Source organism: Novosphingobium sp. BL-S-21 (genome assembly GCF_055521655.1).
This window is the reverse complement of record NZ_CM145495.1, coordinates 604,504-624,599: the sequence shown is the minus strand read 5'-3', so window position 1 is coordinate 624,599 and position 20,096 is coordinate 604,504. Positions and strand designations below refer to the sequence as shown.

Genomic DNA, 20,096 nt, shown 5'->3' with positions numbered 1-20,096 from the left:
GGCTGAATCACGGGAATCAACCGGCCGCTCATCCTTCCAGCTGATAAGTCATGGGCACAAGGAACTGCCGTCCGGCACGCGGGAGGCCTTTGGGGGGACGCGGATAGGGCACTGCGTCGCGCACTTGTTTCAGCGCGAGGCCGTCCAGGGGCGGATGGCCGCTGGAGCCAACCAGTTCGGCCGTTTCGAGGCGGCCGTTCTCGTCGATCAGCAGGCGCACCAAGGCCGTGCCCTCCCAGCCCTTGCGGGCGAGACGCCCCGGATAACCCTTGTGGCGGCCGATCCATGCAAAGACCCGGCGCGCATAGGAATCCTCGCCCCGGCTACCCGCAGACGGCGGCGCGGCACGGTCCTGCGCGGCTGCCTTGCCCTCGCCGGATGACGACCCCGCCGTCAATCCACTCCCAGGGTTCGAAGACGGCGGCCGAGATGCCGCGAGAAGCGGAACGGCAGGTGCCTGAGCCATGTCGTCCGACAGGCGCAGCGGGGAAACCGGGGCGACCACCTGTACCAGAGGCCTGACGGTCGGCGCGGGCACATCGGTCGCATTCGCTACGGCAAGGGACTTGCGAGGCGGATCCGGCGCGGGCTCGGCCTGCGGCGTCTCGTCCGGCCGGGACAGGTCCACGGAGCGGAACGACACGACGCCCCTGTGCCCGGGTTCGCCCACTTGTCTGGAGGGACCAAACGCCATCCACGCCAGTCCGAGAACAGTCACATGGACGGCGCAAGTCAGAGCAAGCGACGAGATTCGGAACGAATTCATTGCGCGTCGCCTGTTTTTATTGCTATCGTGTCGCAATAGCATATCGGGAAACTGCGATGAAATTGCGCTGGCTGGATACCTTGGCCCTTTCCGTGAATAGCGCTTACGCGCTGCTTTGCCTCGGGTTCGTCGGCAAGTTGCTGTCGCTGCATGCGCTCGGCAATTCTCCCGAGCATGCTCTGGTGGCGGGTTTCGCGCTGCTGGCGCTGCTCTGGCTCGGCAATGTCGCCCGCATCCTGTGCCCGCTTCGCCGCCGCATCGTGTTTCAGACCCTCGTGAACGGCGCCGCGCTGGTTTTCGGCCTGTTCGGCCTGCTGTTCGGCTTTGCCGATCCATTCGCCTGGATCGCACCGGTGGCGATCCTGCCGCCCGCGCTCACTTATCTCGTAGCCAGACGCGCTCACGCTAAAGCGTCCTGAGAAAGGCAGCGAGCGCGGCCTGCTCGTCTCGCGTCAGACCGAGCTTCGAAACCAGCGGGTCGGGTATCGGCGCCGGTGCCTCGCCCATTCGCCTCGCCCGATCCCGTCCGCCCCCGCCGTCATAGAGCGCAACGACATTCTCGAGCGTGGGGAACAGACCATTGTGCATATAAGGCGCGCTGCGGCTTACGCCCAGCAGGGAGGGTGTGCGGAACCGACCGACATCCGCCGGATCGCGCGTAACCTCGTAGCGCCCCAGATCCTCGCGAGACCGCCCATGGAAACTGATGCCGAGATTGTGGAACTGCCCGTCACTCAGCAGCGGCCCATTGTGGCAGGCGGCACACCCCGCCCTCGTTCGAAACAGATGCAGGCCCGCGAGTTCCTGATCGGTCAGCACCGAGACGCCCCGCTCCATTACCCGGCTCCAACGCGAACGCGGGGGCTGCAAGGTCCGCTCGAACGCCGCGATCGCGGCGGCGGCGTCCTGCAAGGTCACGCGGCGATGGCCATTCAATTCACGAAACGCGGCGCGGTAGTCCTTGTCGCGGTTGATGCGCGGTTCGATCAGGCGCGCGCTGCCCGCCATCTCCTTGCCGTCGAGCAGAGGGTGGAGCGCCTGCTCTTCCAGCGTTGCCGCGCGGCCGTCCCAGAACAAGGGCGTCATCCAGGCCGCGGCATAGAGCGACTGGGCATTGCGCCGCCCCCGCTGCCGGTCATGCCCGAACGCGGTGCGCAGCCCGTCCGCCAGGCCCAGTTCCGGGCTGTGACACGAGGCGCAGGCGATCTGGCCGGAACGCGACAGCGCCGGATCGTCGAACATGCGCCTGCCGATCTCCGCCAGCGCCTTTTCGCGCGGAGAGGCTTCGGGGAGCCGGGGAAGCGGGCCGAACTCGGTGAAGCGAGCCCCCTCCCCCAGGCGCGGGCGCGGCCATGTTGCCGGACCGCCCGCATAGAGCGCCCGCAGTGCCCCCACTGCCGGAACTCCCTCCCCGCCCGCCTGCTGCGCGCGGCCCACGACACTCCCCCCGACCGCGAGGATCGCGAGTGTCAGAACGATACGCGGCAGCAGGCGGACACCGGACATCGAGACGATCAGAACCGATAGTTGAGGCCGACCCAGAACGAGCGTCCATATTGGTAGGGCTGCGCGGTCGCCGTGCTGTTCGGCGAGGGAATCCGGTCGAACAGGTTCGCCACGCGCACGTCCGCAGTCAGCACGCCATAGCTGGGGCGGACGAGTTCGGCCTGCGCATTGAGGTTCACGTCGATCGAGCGCGGATACTTCACATAGTCGTAGACATCGTAACTGGCGCCATCGATGGTCTCGTTCCTGCCGGTATCCTCGATACGCTTGAACTTGTCCGTATAGCGCAGATTGACGTTGGTGGTGATCCGGTCGTCCAGCCAGAGCGCGGTCCAGGTCATGTTGGCCATGAACGGCACCGCCATGTCGGGCCGCTGGTTGAGGGCAATGACCTCGGAATAGCTCAGGACCTGTCCCTGGAACGACACCATCAGGTTCGCCAGGTCGTCGTCCACCTCCACCATGTAGTCGTCGTTGGTGGATGTGGTCTTCGAGAAGTTGGTATTGAAGGCGACCGAGTGCTTGCCGAAGCTGCGCGTCCATTCGAAGGAGGCGCCCCGGTACTTGCTGTAGCCGTCGTTAGTGAGGACGTACTGCGTATAGGTCGAGATTTTACCGTTATCGAGAGTCTTGCTCACCTTCTCACCCGCCGAGCGGGTGAACTCGTCATTCCCCTCGCGGTAGATGCCCTTGATCCTCAGGCTGCCGCCCAGCAGGCGTGCCGACAGTGCGGCCGAAAGTTCATCCGAATAGGGCGTCTTCTTCTTGCCGTCCGAATAGCTGGCCGTATGGCTGGTGCTGGACAGATACCAGTCCTCGTCGGAATAGGTGGTGATCCCACTGCTCGTGACGCCGGTGCGCGTATAGATGTAGTTGTCCGGGTACTTCTCGCGCAGCGCATAACCCAGCATGGAGCGTCCGTAATAGCGATTGGCGCCCAGCGTCACGCTCCAGCCGTCCCACGGCAGCGCATACGTCGCGGAAAGGCGCGGGGAAAAGTTGCTATTGCCGAGGAAGCTCTCGTAATCGTAGCGCAGCCCGCCGCGCAGCGTGAAATCGCCGATCTCGGCCGTGTATTCCGCCCATCCCGACACGCTGTCCAGGTTCACGCGGGCGCGATAGGCCTGATAGAGCGAAGCGGTCGTCAGCGCATATTCACCGGTGGTGCAAGTCAGGCTGTCCGGCTGTGCGCAGGCGATGGTCGCCGCGTCCGATTGGTCCGTCGTTCCCCGGTAGGAATAATTGTCCTCCAGGCGGCTGCGCATGGCCTCGATCCGCTGGTAGTCGAAGCCGGCGGCAAGACGGCCCGGCCCCAGCGGCATCGACCAGCGCCCGGTCAACGCATAATTGTTCTGCCATTGCCGGATATCGCCGAAGCTGCCGATCGCGCAGTTGGCGGAGGTGGAACATCCGCTGCCCACTTCGGTCCACGAAGAAATGCTGTAGAGCGTGCCGGGCGCATCGCGGCTCGTATCGCTGTGCGAGAAGCTGGCGGAAAGCGACCAGTTGGTCTCGCCCGATTTGGCCAGTTCAAGCCGGCTGGTCACGCCGCCCCCGTGTGACACCATCTGCGAATCGATAGAGTTGTTCACCTCGGCCTCGCTCTCGTAAGGCGTGTAGGAGAACTGCCCGGTCAGCTTCAGGTCGCCGGCAAGATCCGCATCCGCCTTGGCGAGAAAGTTGTCGCTGGTGCTGGACTGGCCGTAAGGCTTGCTGCCGTAGGCTTCCGCCTTGGTATACGTGACCCGCGACTGCGATCGGTTGTAGCCCAGGAGCAGGCCGATGGCGCTGCTGACGGGAAGGTCGACGGTCGCACCATAGCGCCACTTCTCGAACGAGGGCTTTGCGGGAAGTTCTCCGTCCAGGCTTTCGCGCGATCCCTCGGAGATCCTGAAATGGGTCATCGCGTCCGAACTGTAGGACACTGTGCTGGTAAAGCCGAACTCGCGCTTCGGTGCGCGGGTCTTGATGTCTAGCGCGCCGCCGGTGAAACGGCCGTACTCTGCCGAGACGTTGGAATCACGAAGCGTGATCTCGCCGATCAGATTGGTGTCGACCCAGAGCGCCTGCGCGGACGCGCCCACGGGTTCGGCAAAGTTCGCGGCCTTGCTCTCCGTGATATCCACCCGCGCATTGGCATCGATGCCGTCGAGCGTAATGAGGTTCTCGTAGTAGCGCCCGCCAGAGATCGAGATGTCGGACGGCCGGATATCCTGGATATCCTCGCGCGTTGCCATGTACTCGTCGCGCCGGAACTGCACGGTGGGCAACGCTTTCAGCAACTGGTTGGCATCGCCGGAGCCCGGCGCGCGGGCGCGAATTTCCTTCTCGGTAATCCGCGTCGTCCCGGCCTCCGCGCCGGTGCCCATGACATAGCTTTCATCGGCCCGCTCTCCGTCCGCGACGACTGCCGGCAACTGCTGCTCGACCGTGCCGGAGGCGGACTGGTCCTGCGCCTGCACCGGAATGGCAGGCACGACCATAGCCGTCGCGAACAACGCTCGCGCGAGTGTAATATGCATTGGGCGACCCCTGTTGTTTTGTTGGGGCGGCCTCTAGCCAGACAGGTCAGCTATTGCAACCGATTCTCATTAGCATATTTACTGCGTGGCTGGTGAGCGTCGGGACCGCGCGGTGACGGGGCGACAATCACGCGCCCCTCGTCTCGGTGGGCATCCATACGGGGAAAGCTGTAGGCCCTGCCCTAAACCAGCGCCAGCCTCTCGCGCAGGATCCGGGCAATGGCGGCATCGATCATCGCGCGCTTGCTGCCGAAGATCTGGCTGTCCTTGCGCGTGCAGAGCGAAATCCTCAGCGTGAACAGGGGATCGTCGATCCGTTGCACGCGCATATTCCCGTCCTGCGCGCCGATGTAGGCCAGCGGCAGCAGGGCGTGGCCCATTCCGGAAAGCGCCAGATCCTTGATAAGCCGGGTGCAGTCCGCCTCGAACGCGATCCGGGGCTGCACGCGCGTTCGCATCGCGGCATCGTCTATGGCCGGGCGCATGCCCATATGGTGGGAAGGCACGATCAGGGGGAACGCGAAGGCCGCATCCGGGCTCAGAAGCGTGTCCGGCGCCTGCGACCCGAGTTCGGATGCCGCGCTTGCGCCGAACAGGCAGAACGGCAGATCGGCCAGCGGATCGACCACCAGCTGCTCGCTCTGGGAGGGCTGCTCCAGCACCGCCAGGTCGATCATCCCGCGCCGAAGCCAATCCTCCAGGCTGCCCGTCGGCCCTTCGCTCAGCCGGAAACGGACTCTCGGGAAAGTCGCGTGAAGTTCCTCGGCCAGCGGCCGCGCAATCAGATCGGCGATGCCCGGCGTCAGGCCGAGCGCCACGTTGCCGTCGATCTGCGAAGGGAGCGCGCGCATGTTCTGGATAGCCAGCTCCAGTTCGCGCAACGGCCCGGCAACGGCGGTTCGCAGCTGCGCGCCCTCGCTCGTCAGGCGCATGCCGCGCGGCGTTCTGGCGAACAGCGCGACGCCCAGTTCCTCCTCAAGCAAGCGCATCTGCCTGCTCAAGGCCGATTGCGCGATATTGAGAACCCCTGCCGCGCGGGTCAGCGAGGCATCTTCGGCGACCCGCACGAAGTAGCTCAGGCGGCGCATTTCCATATGACGACCTATCTCATTCTGCGATGACAGGAGCACGTAAATTGAAATGGATGCATGGGTACAGCCATTTTATGTCCCCATGAAACAACACGAGGGGGAGCGGCCTGCCATGGCATTTACCGAGAAGTACGGCCCTTGGGCGCTGATCGCCGGTGCATCCGAAGGAACCGGAGCGGCTTTCGCTCGCGAACTGGCGGCGCGCGGTTTCAACCTGGTGCTGATCGCCCGAAGGCGCGCGCCGCTTGAGGCGCTTGCCCATGAATTGGCGGCGACCCACGGCATCGAATGCACCGCCGAAACGATCGATCTGGCCTCCGACAGTGCCGCCGAACAGCTCAAGACTGTCAGCGCAGGGCGGGAAATCGGCCTGTTCGTCAGCAATGCCGGTGCCGATCCCAACAGTTCCAGCTTTCTCTCGAACGATCCGCAGGCCTGGCTCGATCTCGTGAAGCGCAATGTCGTGACGACGATGCTGGCCTGCCATCATTTCGCGGGGGCGATGAAGACCCGAAAGCGCGGAGGGATCATCCTGGTCGGCTCCGGGGCTTGCTACGGCGGCGCACGGGGGCTTGGCGTCTACTCCGGCACGAAAGCGTTCGACTTGTGCTTCGGGGAGGGCCTCTGGGCCGAATTGCGCGGGCACGGCGTCGATGTGCTGAACCTCTTGCTCGGCCGCACCGATACGCCGGAGCTGCGGCGCCTGCTGGAGAGCCGCGGCGCGCCCGTCCCCGGCGGCCTCGCCTCGCCCGAAGACGTCGCGCGGGTGGGGCTTGAGCGCTTGCCCCATGGCCCCGTCCATAACTGGGGGCTGGCCGATGACGAGCAGGGCTACGCGCCCCAATCGGCGGCAGCGCGGCGCGAGCGCATCCTGATGGTCGAGAAGGCCATGGCGGACATGGCCGGGAGCACACGAAATTGAGGTGTTCGGCATGACGGGGCGCAATGATATCCAGGCCCGCGACATTCAGGCCCTTCTGGACAAGCAGGCGATCACCGAACAGATCCATCGCTATTGCCGGGCCGTCGACCGGCTCGACATTCCGCTCGGGCATTCGGTCTGGCACGTGGATGCGACGGCCGAATACGGCGGCGGCTATTACAGCGGGCGCGGGCGGGATGTGATCGACAGGATCTGCGCCGATCACCGCAAACTGCTACGCCATTCGCACCAGATCGCGAACATCCTGATCGAACTGCGCGGCGACACCGCCGGCAGCGAGTCCTACGTCACCGCCACGCTTCAAGGCCTGCGCGGAGAGACGCCGTTCCAGATCACGACCTGCTCCCGTTACGTCGATCGCTGGTCGCGCCGCGATGGCCGCTGGGCGCTGGATCACCGCATGGCCATTCGCGATTTCGACGAGATGCGCGACATAGGCGGCCTCTCCGCCGACCCGCTGTCCCGGCGCGATGCAAAGGACCCTTCCTACGCGGTGCTCCGCGCGCAGCCCTGATCCGAAAGGCCCCGTCCCATGCGAGCCGCTTACATCCAGAACGGCCTGGTCCGCCTTGGCGACATGCCCGACCCCGTCCCCGGCAAAGGCCAGGCCCTGGTGCGAACGCATAGCTGCGGAATGTGTGCGTCCGACGCACACTTCCTCCACGCCGGCGAGACGATCATCGCCCTGTCCCGGTCGCACGGCGGGCCTTACGCCGGTCTCGATTTCGCGCGGCCCTTCGTGCCCGGGCACGAATATGTCGGCGAAGTCATCGATTACGGTCCCGGCAGTGCATGCAAGGTGAAGCCCGGGCGGAAGGTCACCTCCATCCCGATCATGCGGCAGTCGGGCGCCCATGCCATCGTCGGCTTCAGCCACGACTGCCCGGGCGGTTTCGGAGAATACATGCTCCTCGATGAGGACATGATGCTGGAAGTGCCGTCCGATCTGGACGACGATCTTGCGGCCCTCACCGAACCGCTCGCCGTGGGGTTGGAGCATGCGCGGCGCGGGCGGCCGACAAAGGAGGATGTCGTCCTGGTGCTGGGCTGCGGGGCGATCGGCCTGGGCGTCATCGCCGGGCTGGAGCTTCTGGGCATCGCGCCGGTCGTTGCCGCCGACTTCCATCAGGATCGCCGCGACCTTGCCATCGCCATGGGCGCGGAAATCGCCGTCGATCCGCGCGAGATCTCTCCTTATGCGCCGCTGCCGGATCTTGGCGGCCGGCGCGTGAACCTGGTCTACGAGAACGTCGGCATGCCGGGCATGCTGCAGCAGATCATCTCTTCCGTCGGGTTCGATGCGCGCATCGTCATGGGCGGCTACTGCATGGAGCCGGAACAGCTGCTGGTCTTCGCGGCCCAGAACAAGCGGCTCAACATCCAGTTCGCAGGGGGTGAGGAGCCGCAGGACATGCAGCTTGCCCTGCGCGCGATCGCCGATGGACGCATCGATGTGCGTCCCTGGCTTGGAGAACGGATCGGCATCGCCGGAGTGGCGCAGGCCATGGCGGACATGTCCGGCCCATCGGCACCGATCCGCACCATCGTCGATCCGCGCCTTACGCAGGGTTGAAGGGCCACAGTCGCAGCCGCCCCGCGAGCGCCCGCGGCACCCCCGCCAGATCATCGAATGAACAGATTTTCGTCATTATTAATGATGGAACTGGATCGGTGCAAAATTACAGCCGGTCTGACATCCAATATATTCGGGATCTCTATGGCACTGAACGAATTTATTGAGTTAGATAGGTGGTCTTCAACGACCGCAATCGAAGTCATATTGGATCATATCCATCTTCGGTGGTCCTGATAGGATTGAAGGCCATGAATGTGATTAACAACAATCGCTTGCGCCGTTCCTTAATGATCTTTGCCATGATGGGCTCTATTCTTCCTGTCGCCTCTGCCCATGCGGCAACACAGGGCGCGCTGGGAACGACATCCACCGGCACCGTCACCATCAACGCCACCATCGCGGGGCTGGTGCAGATCTCGAACCTGACCGACATCACATTCAGCGCGCTGACGGGTGCCGCCGACGCGCAGCAGACCGAAAACGTCTGCGTGTGGAGCAATACCTCCAGCAAGAGCTATACGATCAGGGCCACCGGCAATGGCACGACTGGCGCCTTCACACTCGCCAGCGGCACTAACGCGCCCGTGCCCTACACCGTCGCCTGGGCCAATTCGGCTAGCGCAACTTCGGGCACCGGGCTGACGACCAATGTCGCCTCCGCCGCCTTCACCAGCACGGCGGTCACCCCGCTCTGCGCCGCCGGCGCCAGCCCGACCGCGAAGCTCTTCGTGACCATCCTTGCCACCGACCAGAACTCCATGATCGCGAATGCGGCTTACACCGGGGTACTGACCCTGCTGGTGACGCCGCAGTAAGGCGCGCTCACCAGGGCCTGCCGCTTCGGCACATCGGGTCCCGCCCGATGCGGAAGCGGCAGCGGCCTCTCCAAGGGAAGGACCGTTCATGGCTTCGTCGATGGGGCGGGCGGCAGGCTGCGCTCTTGCGCTGACCGGCCTGCTCCTGCCTGTCTCCCAGGTGCAGGCGCAGCAATTCCAGATCAATGCGCTGAGCGATGTCTCCTTCGGCACGCTTTCGTCCCTGACGGCCAGCCAGACGAGATCGCAGACGGTGTGCGTCTATGCCAGCCTTTCGCGATATACGATCAGGGCCACCGGATCGGGCGCGAGCAATGCCTTCACGCTGGCAAATACCGCCAATGGCGCGGCCCTGCTGGCCTATACCGTGCAATGGTCCTTTTCCGGAGGGCAGACGAGCGGCATGGCCATGACATCCGGCCAGCCCCTCACCTCGCCCAACGGGATCAACATTCTCTGTTCGCTGGGCGGCCTGCTGGCGAGCAGTGCCAGTCTCATCGTCTCCCTGCCCGCCGCCAGTCTGAGTGCCGCCCAGGCCGGAACCTATACCGGAACGCTGACGCTCATGGTGTCGCCGAACTGACCGGCGGGGCATGGCGCGGGCACGCTTTCTCGTCGCTCTGGGCGGCATGGCCATCACCGGCGCGGGAGCGATCGCAAGCCCGGCCGCGGCCGCCCCCGCCCTCAAGGTGGACGCGCCGCCCGGCTTCGAGGACCTGACCGGTCCGCAGCAGGTGGTGCTCGATGTCTACATGGGCGGCGTGCGGATAGGCGAGGCCGTGGCGGTGGTGCAGCCCGGCCATTTCCGCTTCGTGGACGCGCAGAAGCTGGTGGAGAGCCTGCCCGACATCAGCGACCGCCCCCGGCTGACGGCCGCCCTTGGCGCGCCCGACCTCGATCCCCATCCCGAGGCGATCTGCCCGGTGGAGAGTTCCAGCCCCTGCCCCCGGCCCAAGCCGGACGTCGTTGCCATCGTCTTCGATCCGGCGCGCTACCGGGTGGATATCATCGTCGCCCCGCGCTTCCTCTCGGTTCAGGCGGCGGTGCGGATGCAGAACCTGCCGCCCCCCGCCGACACGCCCGCGCTGGTCAACTTCATATCGGGAACGATCACCGGCGCGCGCGGGCAAGCGGCCGAGTATTACCTTCAGGACACCGCCGTCATCGGGATCGGCACGGGCCGCATCCGCGCCAGTTTCCAGCAGGCGAGCTATTCCGGGTTCCAGACCGACACGCTGGCCGGCGAACTCGACCGTCCCGGACTACGCTATACCGCGGGCGCCTTCTGGATTCCGGGAGACACCCTGCTGGACCGCGTCAAGATGGTCGGCCTCGGCCTCGCCACGCAGTTCAACACCAGGCTGGATCGCGACCAGCTGATGGGCAGCCCGCTGATCCTGTTCCTCGATCAGCGCGCGCGGGTGGATATTCTGGTGAACGGGCGCATCATGGCATCGCAGATGTACGATGCGGGGAACCAGGCCCTCGATACGTCCGCACTGCCGGAAGGCTCTTACACGGTGATCCTGCGGATTACCTCGGCTTCGGGCGCGACGCGCGACGAGCAGCGCTTCTTCTCGCGCAGCAGCACCTTGCCGATGACGGGGCATGACGCGTTCTTCCTTTATGCGGGCGCGCTGGTGCGCAACAACCGGGGCCTGATCGGAGACATCACCCATACACCGCTGTTCCAAGGAGGCTGGGCGCGGCGCATCTCGCCCGCTCTGGCCGTCAACCTGGGCGTGATCGGCACTGACAAGCGCCAATGGGGCGCGGCGGGCGCCACGGTGCTCCAGGGCGACTGGCAACTGGACGCTTCGGTCCATGTCTCGAACAGCGGCGGCCTGGGGCTCTACGGCCACATTTCGCGCACAAGCGCGGGGCGGCTCAGTCTCGACCTCGACGCCCGCCATATCGCGAACCCGGGCGGAGGGCCGCTGCTGGCGACCACCGACCTGGTCCTGCCGGCACCGGGCGGCCTTGAATATGCCCCTTATTCGGGCGCCTACACCCAGTTCAGCGGCGCGGTGGGCTATCGCATCGGGCAAGGGCGGCTGTCCCTTGTCGGCACCTACCGCCGGCAGGAAGCCAGCCGCGACTATTCGCTTGGCCCGGCCCTCTATCTCCCGCTGAAGCGCTGGCGCTCGGCATCGCTCGATTTCAACGGGAACTACACCTTCACGAGCCTGGGGCGGCAGGCCTACTTCGGGTTGAACCTGATCGTCACCCGCCCCCGCACCAGCTACACGGTGACCGGCGCCGGCCAGGTCGGTCCGGGCAACGAGGGCCTGCGCGACGAGCTACAGGGCGGCATCAACGTCTCGCGCCGGTTCGACGACGTGGCGGGCGCGGAAGTCCAGGCCGACGGCGGCGTGCAGCACGCCAACGGCCTTACTTACGCCCAGGCGCAAGTCCAGGCGCGCAGCGATGTGGGCGGGGGTAACGTCAATCTGGTCCAGCCCTTCTCCGGCGGCGCAACCCAGTACGCCGCATCGCTGAACACGGCGCTGATCGTGGGCCAGGGCGGCGTCCGCTTCAACGAAGGCAGGAACGGCGATGCCATGGTGGTCGTCCACATCGACGACGGCGATGCCGACGCCTTCTTCGAGGTGCTGGTGGACAACCGGGTGATGGGAACCGCGCGCGGCGGCAAGGACCTCACCGTGACGCTGCCCTCCTATCGCGCCTATGCCGTGCGCGTTCGTGCCAAGGGCCAGGTTCTCAGCGATTACGACGCGAAGGCGCGGCAAGTGAGCCTCTACCCCGGCAATGTCGTTCAACTCGTCTGGCGCGCAAGGCCGGTCGCGGCAGTGTTCGGGCGACTGGTGCGCGCCGACGGCCAGCCGATCGTCCAGGCCGAGATCGCCGCCGGCGGCGACCTGGCCCAAAGCGACGAGCGGGGCCATTTCCTTATCCAGACCAGCCGGGGCGCGACCTTGATCGTCCGCAGCCGCGACGGCTCGGTCTGCAAGGTCGCCCTGGACGCCCTCGATCCCGTCGACGGCTATGCCGCCGTGGGCGACCTCATCTGCCAGCCGGTCGCGCGGCTGGCCGCCGATTCCGATTCTCCGCCCAGCCAAACCAAGGTCGAACCATGATGATGCCTGCTCCCAGCCTTTCGCAACCGCAGTTGCTGCGCCGCATCGCGATCCGGGCCGCCCTGCCCCTTGCCGCCATGGCCGGCGCGGTTCCCGCAGAGGCGGGCATCGCCTTGAGCAAGGTGATCGTGGACCTGCCCGCCGACACCCCGCCGCGCGACGACATAGAAGTGAGCAACGACAGCAACGAGCGCCAATATGTCCTGGCCGAGCCTGCCGTGATCCAGGCTCCGGGCACGCCCCAGGAAAAGCGCGTGGATTCCGCCGACCCTGCCGTGACGGGCCTGCTGGTCACGCCGCAGAAACTGGTGCTGGAACCCGGCGAGCGCAAGCTGGTGCGGGTAGCGCTGGTGGCGCCGCGCGGCAGGGACGAGCGGGTCTATCGCCTGGCGATCAAGCCGGTGGCGGGATCGATATCGGCAGAACAGAGCGCGCTGAAGGTTTTCATCGGCTACGACGTGCTGATTATCGTCCGCCCGGCAGTGGCCACCGGCAAAGTCACGGCCACGCGAACGGCCAGGGCGATCACGTTCCACAATGGCTCGAATGCCAGCGTGGAGATGTCCGAAGGCCGGCAATGCGACGCGGCGGGCAGGAACTGCGCATCGCTGCCTGCCATGCGCCTCTACGCGAACGCCGACTGGACCGTCCCCATAGAGCGCGACACCCCGGTGGAATACCGGCTCCAGACCGGCAAATCGTCGACGACCGACAAGTTCTGAACCACCGCTGCCGTTCTCCCCGCAGCGGCGGCTGTCGGCCTTTGCGGATACGGAAATGGCGGCCCCGAGGGACCGCCATTCCTTGCGCTTCGTCCGGTTGGCTCAGAAGCGAACCTTGGCGCCCATCGTGAAGTAGCGGCCGATGGTGTCGTAGTGGATCGCGCCGTACGTGGTCAGCGGCGGATCGCGGTCGAACAGGTTGTTGACGTTGGCGAAGATCGTGAACTTGTCGACGTTCACTTGCGCGCCAAGATCCACGTAGACGCGGGCCGAGATGTCGTTGTTGGCGATGTCCAGCGCATGGTTGAACTTGCCGCCGCCGACATAGCGCACGCGGGTGTCGAGCGAGAAGGTATCGCTCGTGTACGTGACGATGCCGCTGGCGCGCCAGTGCGGCGTGCCGAAGCTGACGTTGTCGCCCACGTCACCCGCGCGGTCCACGGTGGTGGTGCCATCGTTGATGAGCACCTTGGGCACGTAAGTCGCCAGGCCGCGCAGGCGCAGGTTGCCGCCCAGGTTGGACGCGATCGTGCTCATCGGGAACTGGTACGTGGCCTCGATGTCCACGCCCTTGGTCTTGTACTCCGCCAGGTTGATGTAGGTCGTGTAGATCGTGGTCGGCGCACCGGAGCTGTCGCGCACGATCTGGCTGCAGAGCGAGGTGTTGCCGTTGTTGCATCCCGTGACGATGTCCTGCGCGCCCAGCGAGGTGATCGCATCGCGCAGCTTGATGTCGTAGTAATCGACCGAGAGGTTGAAGCCGCGCAGGAAGGTGGGCGTGAACACCGCGCCCAGGGTCAGCGTGCTGCCGATCTCGGGCTTCAGGTTCGCATTGCCGCCGCCGAAGCGAGTGACCGAATAGGTGTTGCCGTTCTCCGCCACGGTCGAGAAGCTGGTCGTGGTGGTGGTGAACAGTTCGCTGAGGCTGCCCGAACGGATGTCGCGCGAACGCGAGACGCGCAGCAGCAGGTTGTCGAAGATGCGGTCGGTCAGGCCCAGCTTCCACGACCAGATGCCGCCGCTGGTGCTGTAGTGGCTGTAGCGGGCGGCGCCGTTGACGTCGATCTTGCTGAAGGGCTTGTCGAGCAGCGGCACGGCCACTTCGCCGAAGGCTTCCTGCACATTGAACCCGCCATTGAGCGGCGAGAAGTTGAAGCGGCTGAAGCCCTTGGCGGCCGAGACGGCGTCAAGGCCGCTGGTCACCTGTTCCTCCCAGCGTGCCTCGGCGCCGACCGCGATCGAGACCGGGCCTGCCCAGGTCGAGAACGGATCGCCGCGCAGGCTGGCGCCGGTCGTGTCCAGCTTGGTGGTGTAGACCGCGCGCGCATCGTTGCCGAACACATAGTCGACCGCCGCCTGGCTGGCAGTGCCGGTGCCCAGGATATTGAGCGGGGCGCAGGCGGTGGTGGGATCGGTCAGCGCCACGCGGCAGACGATGTTGCCGCTGGAATCGGTCACCGCGTCCAGCGCATTGGTCAGGTTCGCGCCGGTGATCTGGTTGTGGTAGCTCTGCATGTTGCGCATTTCGCCGTGGCTGTAATAGGCGCTGTAGCGCCACTTGCCGTCGGCAAAGCTGCCGTCCACGCCGATCGCGCCTTCCACGTTCTGGCGGTAGTAGTCGAAGGTGCGGTAGCCGTAGTCCTCGAACACGCGGCCGACCTTCAGGCTGGTTTCGCCCGCGGCGGCAAGCTGGCTTCGGATCGTGTCCGACACGTAGGGATTGCTGGCCGAGATCGTGTAAGTGCCGCTTTCCGCGTAGAACGGATAGCTGGCCCAGATGCGGCTGTAGCTGCCGTCTGCCCAGAACGTCGCGTCGCCCACTTCGAAGCTGGCGCGGGCGTAGGAATTCACGCGCTGGTAGGGATTGGTGAGGGCGTATTCGTCATTGGTGGCAACGCCTTCGCCGCCGACCATGGTGGTGCCGCTGATCTGGCTGCCATACTGGAAGGCGCGCAAGCTGCCGTCCGCATTGAAGGTCTGGCCCTTCAGCGTGCCCGAAGTGATCAGGCCGCCGAGGCTGGTGTTGGAGGCGTTGACGTCGCGCACCAGGACATAGTCGTGATCGCCGCCCACGGGCGAAAACAGGTTCGAGCTGCCGACGTTCTTGCGCGAATTGCGGTCGAGGATGCCTTCGTCGTTCTGGTATTCGGCGCCGAACATGAAGTGGCCGCGGCCGTCCGCGAACTTGGTGCCGAACGTGCCGTCGAAGCTGTAGCGATAGCCGTCGCCGCGCGTGGAGATGCCGTTCTGCGCGCCGATGGTCAGGCCCTCAAGCTCGTCGTCGAGGATGATGTTGACCACGCCGCCGATGGCGCCCGAACCCCATGCCGCCGACGCGCCGCCGGTGACGACGTCCACACGCTTCACCAGGCCCTGCGGAATGGTGTTGAGGTCGGCCGCGCCGGTGAAGCGGCGGTTGTTGAGCAAGGTCAGCGTGCGGGTCACGCCCAGGCCGCGAAGGTCCATGGCAGAAGCGCTGGAATTGGTGTTGGCCACCGTGCTGGCAGGCGTCTGCGTGGCGCGAAACTGCGGAAGGTCGTTCAGCACTTGTGCCAGGCTGGGCCGGGCGCCCAGGCGCAGCTCGGTTTCGCCGACGACCGTGGTCGGCGTCGGCGCGTCGAAGCCCTTGCGGTCGATGCGCGATCCCGAGACGACGATGTCGGGGCCGCTTTCTTCGGCGGCGCCGACGGGCGCGGTATCCTGCGCCATCGCCGGCTGGGCAAAGGCCATGGTCAGGCCGAGGGCGGCGGTGCCGCCGCTTAGCAACTGGCGAAACTTCCGGTTGGTATCACGCATTTTCTTGGACCCCTTTTTGAGATTATCCGGCCGCCCCTGAGCGGCTTCTTTTTTGGTGAGTTTTCTGGGAACGGGCTCAGCCGTCGGTGCGGCGGAACTCGACATCGTAGGCACGGCTTTCGCCGAAGCGCAGGCTGGTGACCTTGCCGCCGGCATCGCGCCTGAACTTGACGGTCATGGATGAGGACTGCGGCAGCGCGTCGCCGGTGAAGACATCGGCATAAGCCGCGGTCAGCGGACGGCCCGACCAGCGCGGGCCGTCATAGACCAGCGTATCGCCCTGCTGGCGGAAAGTCAGGCAGCCGCCGGTATCGACGCCGCAGAAACGGCCTGCGTAGTCCTTGGGATCGAAGGCGGAGACCTGCTCGACCTTGCGGTAGGCGATGCGCTCGCCCTCCCGGTTTTCGCGCACGAGGCCGCTCTTCGAGAAAGCAAACACGTCCTCGCGCAGGGCCCAGCGGCCGGGGCCTACCGGCTCCAGCGCGCGGCCGTCGGCCGTGAGCTGGCCTTGCGCATCGGCGGCGAAGCGAACCGGGAAGCCGGTCATGCCGTCGGCATAGAGCCCGGTCGGCAGCGGGCCCTTCGGCGTGTAGGGCCTGGACTTGAAAGCGGGCAGGAAGACGTCCGCGACATCGCGGCCCAGCGTCGGCGTATCGGCATTGCCGCCGTTGCACAGGAGCGAGACAGCCAGCTTCTGCCTGGGATAACGCGCCATCCACGCGCGGTAGCCGCCGGTCGAACCGGAGTGGCTGACTTCCTGCTCGCCGTGATGGTCGAGGTTCACGACGGCCAAGGCATAGGCGATGCGGGTTCCGTCGTTCAGCCGGGTCGGCTGCTGCATGGCCTCGGTAAAGCCCGGGCCGAAGCGGTCGTCATCCAGCGCGGCCTGCCACTTGACCAGATCGTCCACCGTGGTGAGCAAGCCGCCGTTGCCGTAGGCGTCCTCGATCACCTGGTCGTTGCGATAGACGCCGTTCTCGAATTCGTAGGCGCCGGTGCGGCCGGGGACCACTTCGCCATGGTCGTCGCGCCAGCGGGTGTGGCTCATGCCCAGCGGCACGAAAATGCGGTCGTGCGTGAAGTCCGCCAGCGACTGGCCGCTGACGCGCTGGACGATGATGGCCAGCAGGTTGAAGTTGCTGTTGCTGTAGAGGTAGTGCGCGCCGGGGGCGAAGTTCAGCTGCTTCTGGCGGACCAGAATGTCCAGCATGTCCTTGTTGTCTGCCGTGCGGCTGTTGCGCGGCCAGCCTTCGATCGCGGCGACGGAACCCCAGTCGCGCAGGCCGCTGGTGTGGTGCAGCAAGTGGCGGATGGTGATCGGCGCGCCGTAGTCCGGCATTTCGGGAACGTACTTGCGGATGTCGTCGTCAAGCGAGAGCTTGCCTTCGCGCGCCAGCATCAGCGTGGCAGCGGCGGTGAACTGCTTGGAATCCGATCCCGCCTCATAGATGGAATCCTGCTTTGCCGGCACGCCGAGTTCCAGGCTGGCCATGCCGTAGACGCGCTGGGCAAGGATCTCGCTGCCGCGCGATACGGCAACCGCGCAGCCCGGCGTATCCTGATGTGCCCAGCGTGCGAAGATCGCGTCGACTTGCGCGATCTGGGCTTCGGTGGCCGCAGCGGGCGTGACCGGCGCAGGCGCCGCGTAAGCCGCGCCGGCCATTCCAATCGCAGTCATCGCGCCGGCAATCGGCGTCAGGCTCAACTTCATGTCGCAAGATCCCTTTTCGATCCCGCAACCCGCACTCCAGGGCCAATCGACCTCCGGCGCAGGCGGTGTTGCGTTCGATAGGGGCGCTAGACGGTCTCGCTGTCACGAACCTGACATGTGCGCCCAGCGTCAAGCTTTTGTGCAATCATTTGCAAGAACATGTCGCAAAGGCTTGGCATTTGTTATGCGTAGAGCCATGCATGGCGAAATTTCACATCCTTGGGGGAGGGAAACGGGTCGCTGTTCGGGGATTTTTTGATGCGTTTGCTGCTGGTTGAAGATGATGAGAGGCTGGCGCGCGGCGTCGCAGCCTCGCTGGAGGCTGCGGGCTTTTCGGTGGACCGCCTCGAAAACGGCGAGGATGCGCTGCAGATGGCCGGCGCAGAGCCCTATGCGGCGATCATCCTCGACCTCGGCCTGCCCGACCTCGACGGTCTGGACGTGCTCTCGCGCCTGCGCGCGCGGGGCGAGGTGACGCCGATCATCATCCTCACCGCCCGCGACATGGTGGACGATCGCATCAACGGCCTGGACCGCGGCGCGGACGACTACATGGCCAAGCCCTTCGACCCGCGCGAACTCGAATCGCGGATCCGGGCGCTGGTCCGGCGCAGTCAGGGCACGCCCGATCCGGTGCTCCGCATCGGTACGCTGGTGTTCGACCGGTCCAGCCGCACCGTCTCCCTCGACGACAGCGTGATCGACTTGCGCCGCCGCGAACTGGCCGTGCTGGAAACGCTGATGGGCCGCCCGGGCAAAGTCATCCCCAAGGAACGCCTTTCCGCCCAGGTCTTCGCCTTCGACGATGCGGTTACGCCCAATGCGCTGGAGGTCTACGTCGGCCGCCTTCGCCGCAAGCTCCAGCCCGCCGGCCCGGCGATCCGGACCGTGCGCGGGCTGGGCTACATGATCGAAGCGGCCTGAACCGCCGCCAGACGCACCGACGCCAGACCCCATGCTTCACGTTCGTTCCCCCCGCGCGCCGTCCCTTCGGGTGCGCCTGACCGGCGCGGTCATGCTGCCGCTCGCCGCGCTCGTGCTGTTCTTCGGCGTGGTGACGGTGCTGGTCACGCACAATACCGAGGCTGATACGGTCGACCGCGTGCTGGTCGGCTCGGTCCGCACGCTCAGCCTGGCTTACGACAGTCCGCCGCAGGACCGCGTGCGGCTGGTCCCCCTGGCGATCCACCTGCTCAAGCGCCGCGCCCGGCCGGTGGTGCATTACAGCGTCTATCGCGGCGCCAGGGCGATCGCGGGTGACGCCGCCCTGCTGCCGCCCGCGGACTATGCGCGCCAGTGGAACGGCGTGACCGATGCGCATGCCCCGGCCACCTTCTACAATGCCTACCGCGAGCACCGGCTGGTGCGGGGCTACCTGGAGCCGGCCGACGCGCAGGCCGTCACGCAGGCGGCCTATCTGCGCGACGGGACGCTGCGCGGAAAGCCGGTGCGGATCGCCACCGAGATCCGCCGCGCCGCGGGCGACGACGGCCTGATCGCCATCCAGATCGCGGACTATGTGGACGACCGCGCCGCCTTCGAGAAGAACTTCACCTTGCGCGTCTTCCTCGTGGGCCTTGCCGCGCTCGCCGTGACGGGGCTGCTGTTCTGGTGGGCGATCCACTGGGGCCTGCGCCCCCTGCTGGATATGACGCGGCAGGTCGAGCAGGCCCGGCAGGACGCATCGCCCTCCTTCCGGCTGCAGGCGTCGCAGACGGCGCCGGTGGAGATGCGGCCCTTCGTTGCCGCGTTCAACGGCTTGATGGCGCGGCTGGACCGGGCGGCGGATTCGCTGCGCCAGTTCACGTCGAACGCCTCTCACCAGATGCGCACCCCGCTTGCCGTCGCGCGCGTGCAGCTGGACGTGCTCGACCGCTACGGCCCGGAATCGCCGCAAGGGCAAGCCGCCCTTCAGGACATTCCCTATGCGATAGATTCACTGGAGCAATTGCTGCGCCAACTCATCGCGCTTGCCCGCAGCGAGGATCAGGAAGGCACGCTGCTCGAACCCTTCGACTTGTCGGAGGTGACGTCGTCGGTCACCGCGGATCGAGCCGCGCTGGCGCCGGCCAATATCGACATCAGCTATGAGGACGAGAGCGAGGGCGCCGTCACCGCCATCGGCGAGCCGCGCCTGGCTGCCGAACTGATCGGCAACCTGCTGGACAATGCGATTCGCTACAACCGGCCCGGCGGCGCGGTTTCGGTCCATCTCGGCCGGCGCGGGGAAAATGTCTTCGTGGAGATCGACGATACCGGGCCGGGCATTCCCGCCGAAGAACGCGAACGGGTCTGGGAACGCTTCTACCGCGTGCGGGGGCAGAGCCAGGCTTCCGGCACGGGCCTCGGCCTGCCGATCGCCCGGGCCCTGGCCGAGCGGCTCGGCGCGCGGGTGACGCTGGGCGACGGCCGCACCGGGCAAGGGCTCTGCGCCAGGGTGGAATTTTCCGCCGCGGCGGCCTGACCCGGTTCCCGACTTTGCGGGCGCGACAGGTTCGTGTCAGCCCAAGGCGATAACCCGGAAGGCCAGCCATTATCGGGCCAGTCCAA

The 20,096-nt window shown here is 66.1% G+C and carries 16 protein-coding genes; 10 read left to right on the top strand and 6 right to left on the bottom strand.

Annotated elements, in window-relative coordinates; translation table 11 throughout:
• Positions 1-28: 28 nt before the first annotated feature.
• Positions 29-643, bottom strand: a complete 615-nt coding sequence (locus ACZ1J6_RS02370) for an energy transducer TonB (RefSeq protein WP_166675249.1) — start codon at positions 641-643, stop codon at positions 29-31.
• A 179-nt stretch (positions 644-822) separates the two neighbouring features.
• Here ACZ1J6_RS02370 and ACZ1J6_RS02365 point away from each other — a divergent pair, with 179 nt between their 5' ends.
• On the top strand, positions 823-1,185 hold the full coding sequence (locus ACZ1J6_RS02365; protein WP_166675248.1) for a hypothetical protein: 363 nt from the start codon (positions 823-825) through the stop codon (positions 1,183-1,185).
• Here the strand turns inward: ACZ1J6_RS02365 and ACZ1J6_RS02360 are convergent.
• The 3 genes from ACZ1J6_RS02360 to ACZ1J6_RS02350 all read right to left on the bottom strand — a co-directional run bounded on the left by ACZ1J6_RS02360 (position 1,172) and on the right by ACZ1J6_RS02350 (position 5,888).
• On the bottom strand, positions 1,172-2,272 hold the full coding sequence (locus ACZ1J6_RS02360; RefSeq protein ID WP_134094321.1) for a cytochrome-c peroxidase: 1,101 nt from the start codon (positions 2,270-2,272) through the stop codon (positions 1,172-1,174). The two genes, ACZ1J6_RS02365 and ACZ1J6_RS02360, sit on opposite strands and share 14 nt — an antisense overlap.
• An 8-nt stretch (positions 2,273-2,280) precedes the next feature.
• The gene (locus ACZ1J6_RS02355) at positions 2,281-4,794 is read right to left on the bottom strand and encodes a TonB-dependent receptor plug domain-containing protein (protein ID WP_134094320.1); all 2,514 of its coding nucleotides are present in this window, start codon (positions 4,792-4,794) and stop codon (positions 2,281-2,283) included.
• A gap of 182 nt (positions 4,795-4,976) precedes the next feature.
• Positions 4,977-5,888 carry a LysR family transcriptional regulator gene (locus ACZ1J6_RS02350; RefSeq protein ID WP_134094319.1) on the bottom strand — a complete coding sequence of 304 codons (912 nt, stop codon included), beginning with the start codon at positions 5,886-5,888 and terminating at the stop codon, positions 4,977-4,979.
• A gap of 109 nt (positions 5,889-5,997) precedes the next feature.
• Between ACZ1J6_RS02350 and ACZ1J6_RS02345 the strand changes: the two genes are divergently transcribed.
• From ACZ1J6_RS02345 to ACZ1J6_RS02315, 7 genes are all read left to right on the top strand, one after another.
• Positions 5,998-6,807, top strand: a complete 810-nt coding sequence (locus tag ACZ1J6_RS02345; RefSeq protein WP_134094318.1) for an SDR family NAD(P)-dependent oxidoreductase — start codon at positions 5,998-6,000, stop codon at positions 6,805-6,807.
• Between the two features lie 10 nt (positions 6,808-6,817).
• Complete coding sequence (locus ACZ1J6_RS02340; protein WP_134094317.1) at positions 6,818-7,342, top strand: nuclear transport factor 2 family protein; 525 nt, start codon at positions 6,818-6,820, stop codon at positions 7,340-7,342.
• An 18-nt stretch (positions 7,343-7,360) separates the two neighbouring features.
• A complete protein-coding gene (locus ACZ1J6_RS02335) occupies positions 7,361-8,401 on the top strand; it encodes an alcohol dehydrogenase catalytic domain-containing protein (RefSeq protein ID WP_134094316.1) in 1,041 nt (346 codons plus the stop codon).
• Between the two features lie 302 nt (positions 8,402-8,703).
• Positions 8,704-9,219, top strand: a complete 516-nt coding sequence (locus ACZ1J6_RS02330; RefSeq protein ID WP_134094315.1) for a hypothetical protein — start codon at positions 8,704-8,706, stop codon at positions 9,217-9,219.
• An 88-nt stretch (positions 9,220-9,307) separates the two neighbouring features.
• Complete coding sequence (locus ACZ1J6_RS02325; protein WP_134094314.1) at positions 9,308-9,802, top strand: hypothetical protein; 495 nt, start codon at positions 9,308-9,310, stop codon at positions 9,800-9,802.
• 10 nt (positions 9,803-9,812) lie between these two features.
• Positions 9,813-12,317 (top strand): TcfC E-set like domain-containing protein, encoded by a 2,505-nt coding sequence (locus ACZ1J6_RS02320; RefSeq protein ID WP_134094313.1) that lies wholly within the window; start codon positions 9,813-9,815, stop codon positions 12,315-12,317.
• The gene (locus ACZ1J6_RS02315; RefSeq protein ID WP_134094312.1) at positions 12,314-13,039 is read left to right on the top strand and encodes a fimbrial biogenesis chaperone; all 726 of its coding nucleotides are present in this window, start codon (positions 12,314-12,316) and stop codon (positions 13,037-13,039) included. The genes ACZ1J6_RS02320 and ACZ1J6_RS02315 overlap by 4 nt, the downstream gene beginning before the upstream one ends.
• 102 nt (positions 13,040-13,141) lie before the next feature.
• On the opposite strand, the gene ACZ1J6_RS02310 is transcribed toward ACZ1J6_RS02315, so the two are convergent.
• Together ACZ1J6_RS02310 and ACZ1J6_RS02305 are read right to left on the bottom strand one after the other, a co-directional pair.
• Positions 13,142-15,835: a TonB-dependent receptor domain-containing protein gene (locus ACZ1J6_RS02310; protein WP_134094311.1), complete on the bottom strand. Its 2,694-nt coding sequence runs from the start codon at positions 15,833-15,835 to the stop codon at positions 13,142-13,144.
• 76 nt (positions 15,836-15,911) lie between these two features.
• A complete protein-coding gene (locus ACZ1J6_RS02305) occupies positions 15,912-17,546 on the bottom strand; it encodes a serine hydrolase domain-containing protein (RefSeq protein ID WP_134094310.1) in 1,635 nt (544 codons plus the stop codon).
• A gap of 258 nt (positions 17,547-17,804) precedes the next feature.
• On the opposite strand from ACZ1J6_RS02305, the gene ACZ1J6_RS02300 reads away from it, so the two are divergent.
• Together ACZ1J6_RS02300 and ACZ1J6_RS02295 are read left to right on the top strand one after the other, a co-directional pair.
• The gene (locus ACZ1J6_RS02300; RefSeq protein ID WP_134094309.1) at positions 17,805-18,470 is read left to right on the top strand and encodes a response regulator transcription factor; all 666 of its coding nucleotides are present in this window, start codon (positions 17,805-17,807) and stop codon (positions 18,468-18,470) included.
• Between the two features lie 31 nt (positions 18,471-18,501).
• Entirely contained in the window at positions 18,502-20,010 is a 1,509-nt protein-coding gene (locus ACZ1J6_RS02295; RefSeq protein WP_134094308.1) for a sensor histidine kinase, read from the top strand.
• Positions 20,011-20,096: the final 86 nt, after the last annotated feature.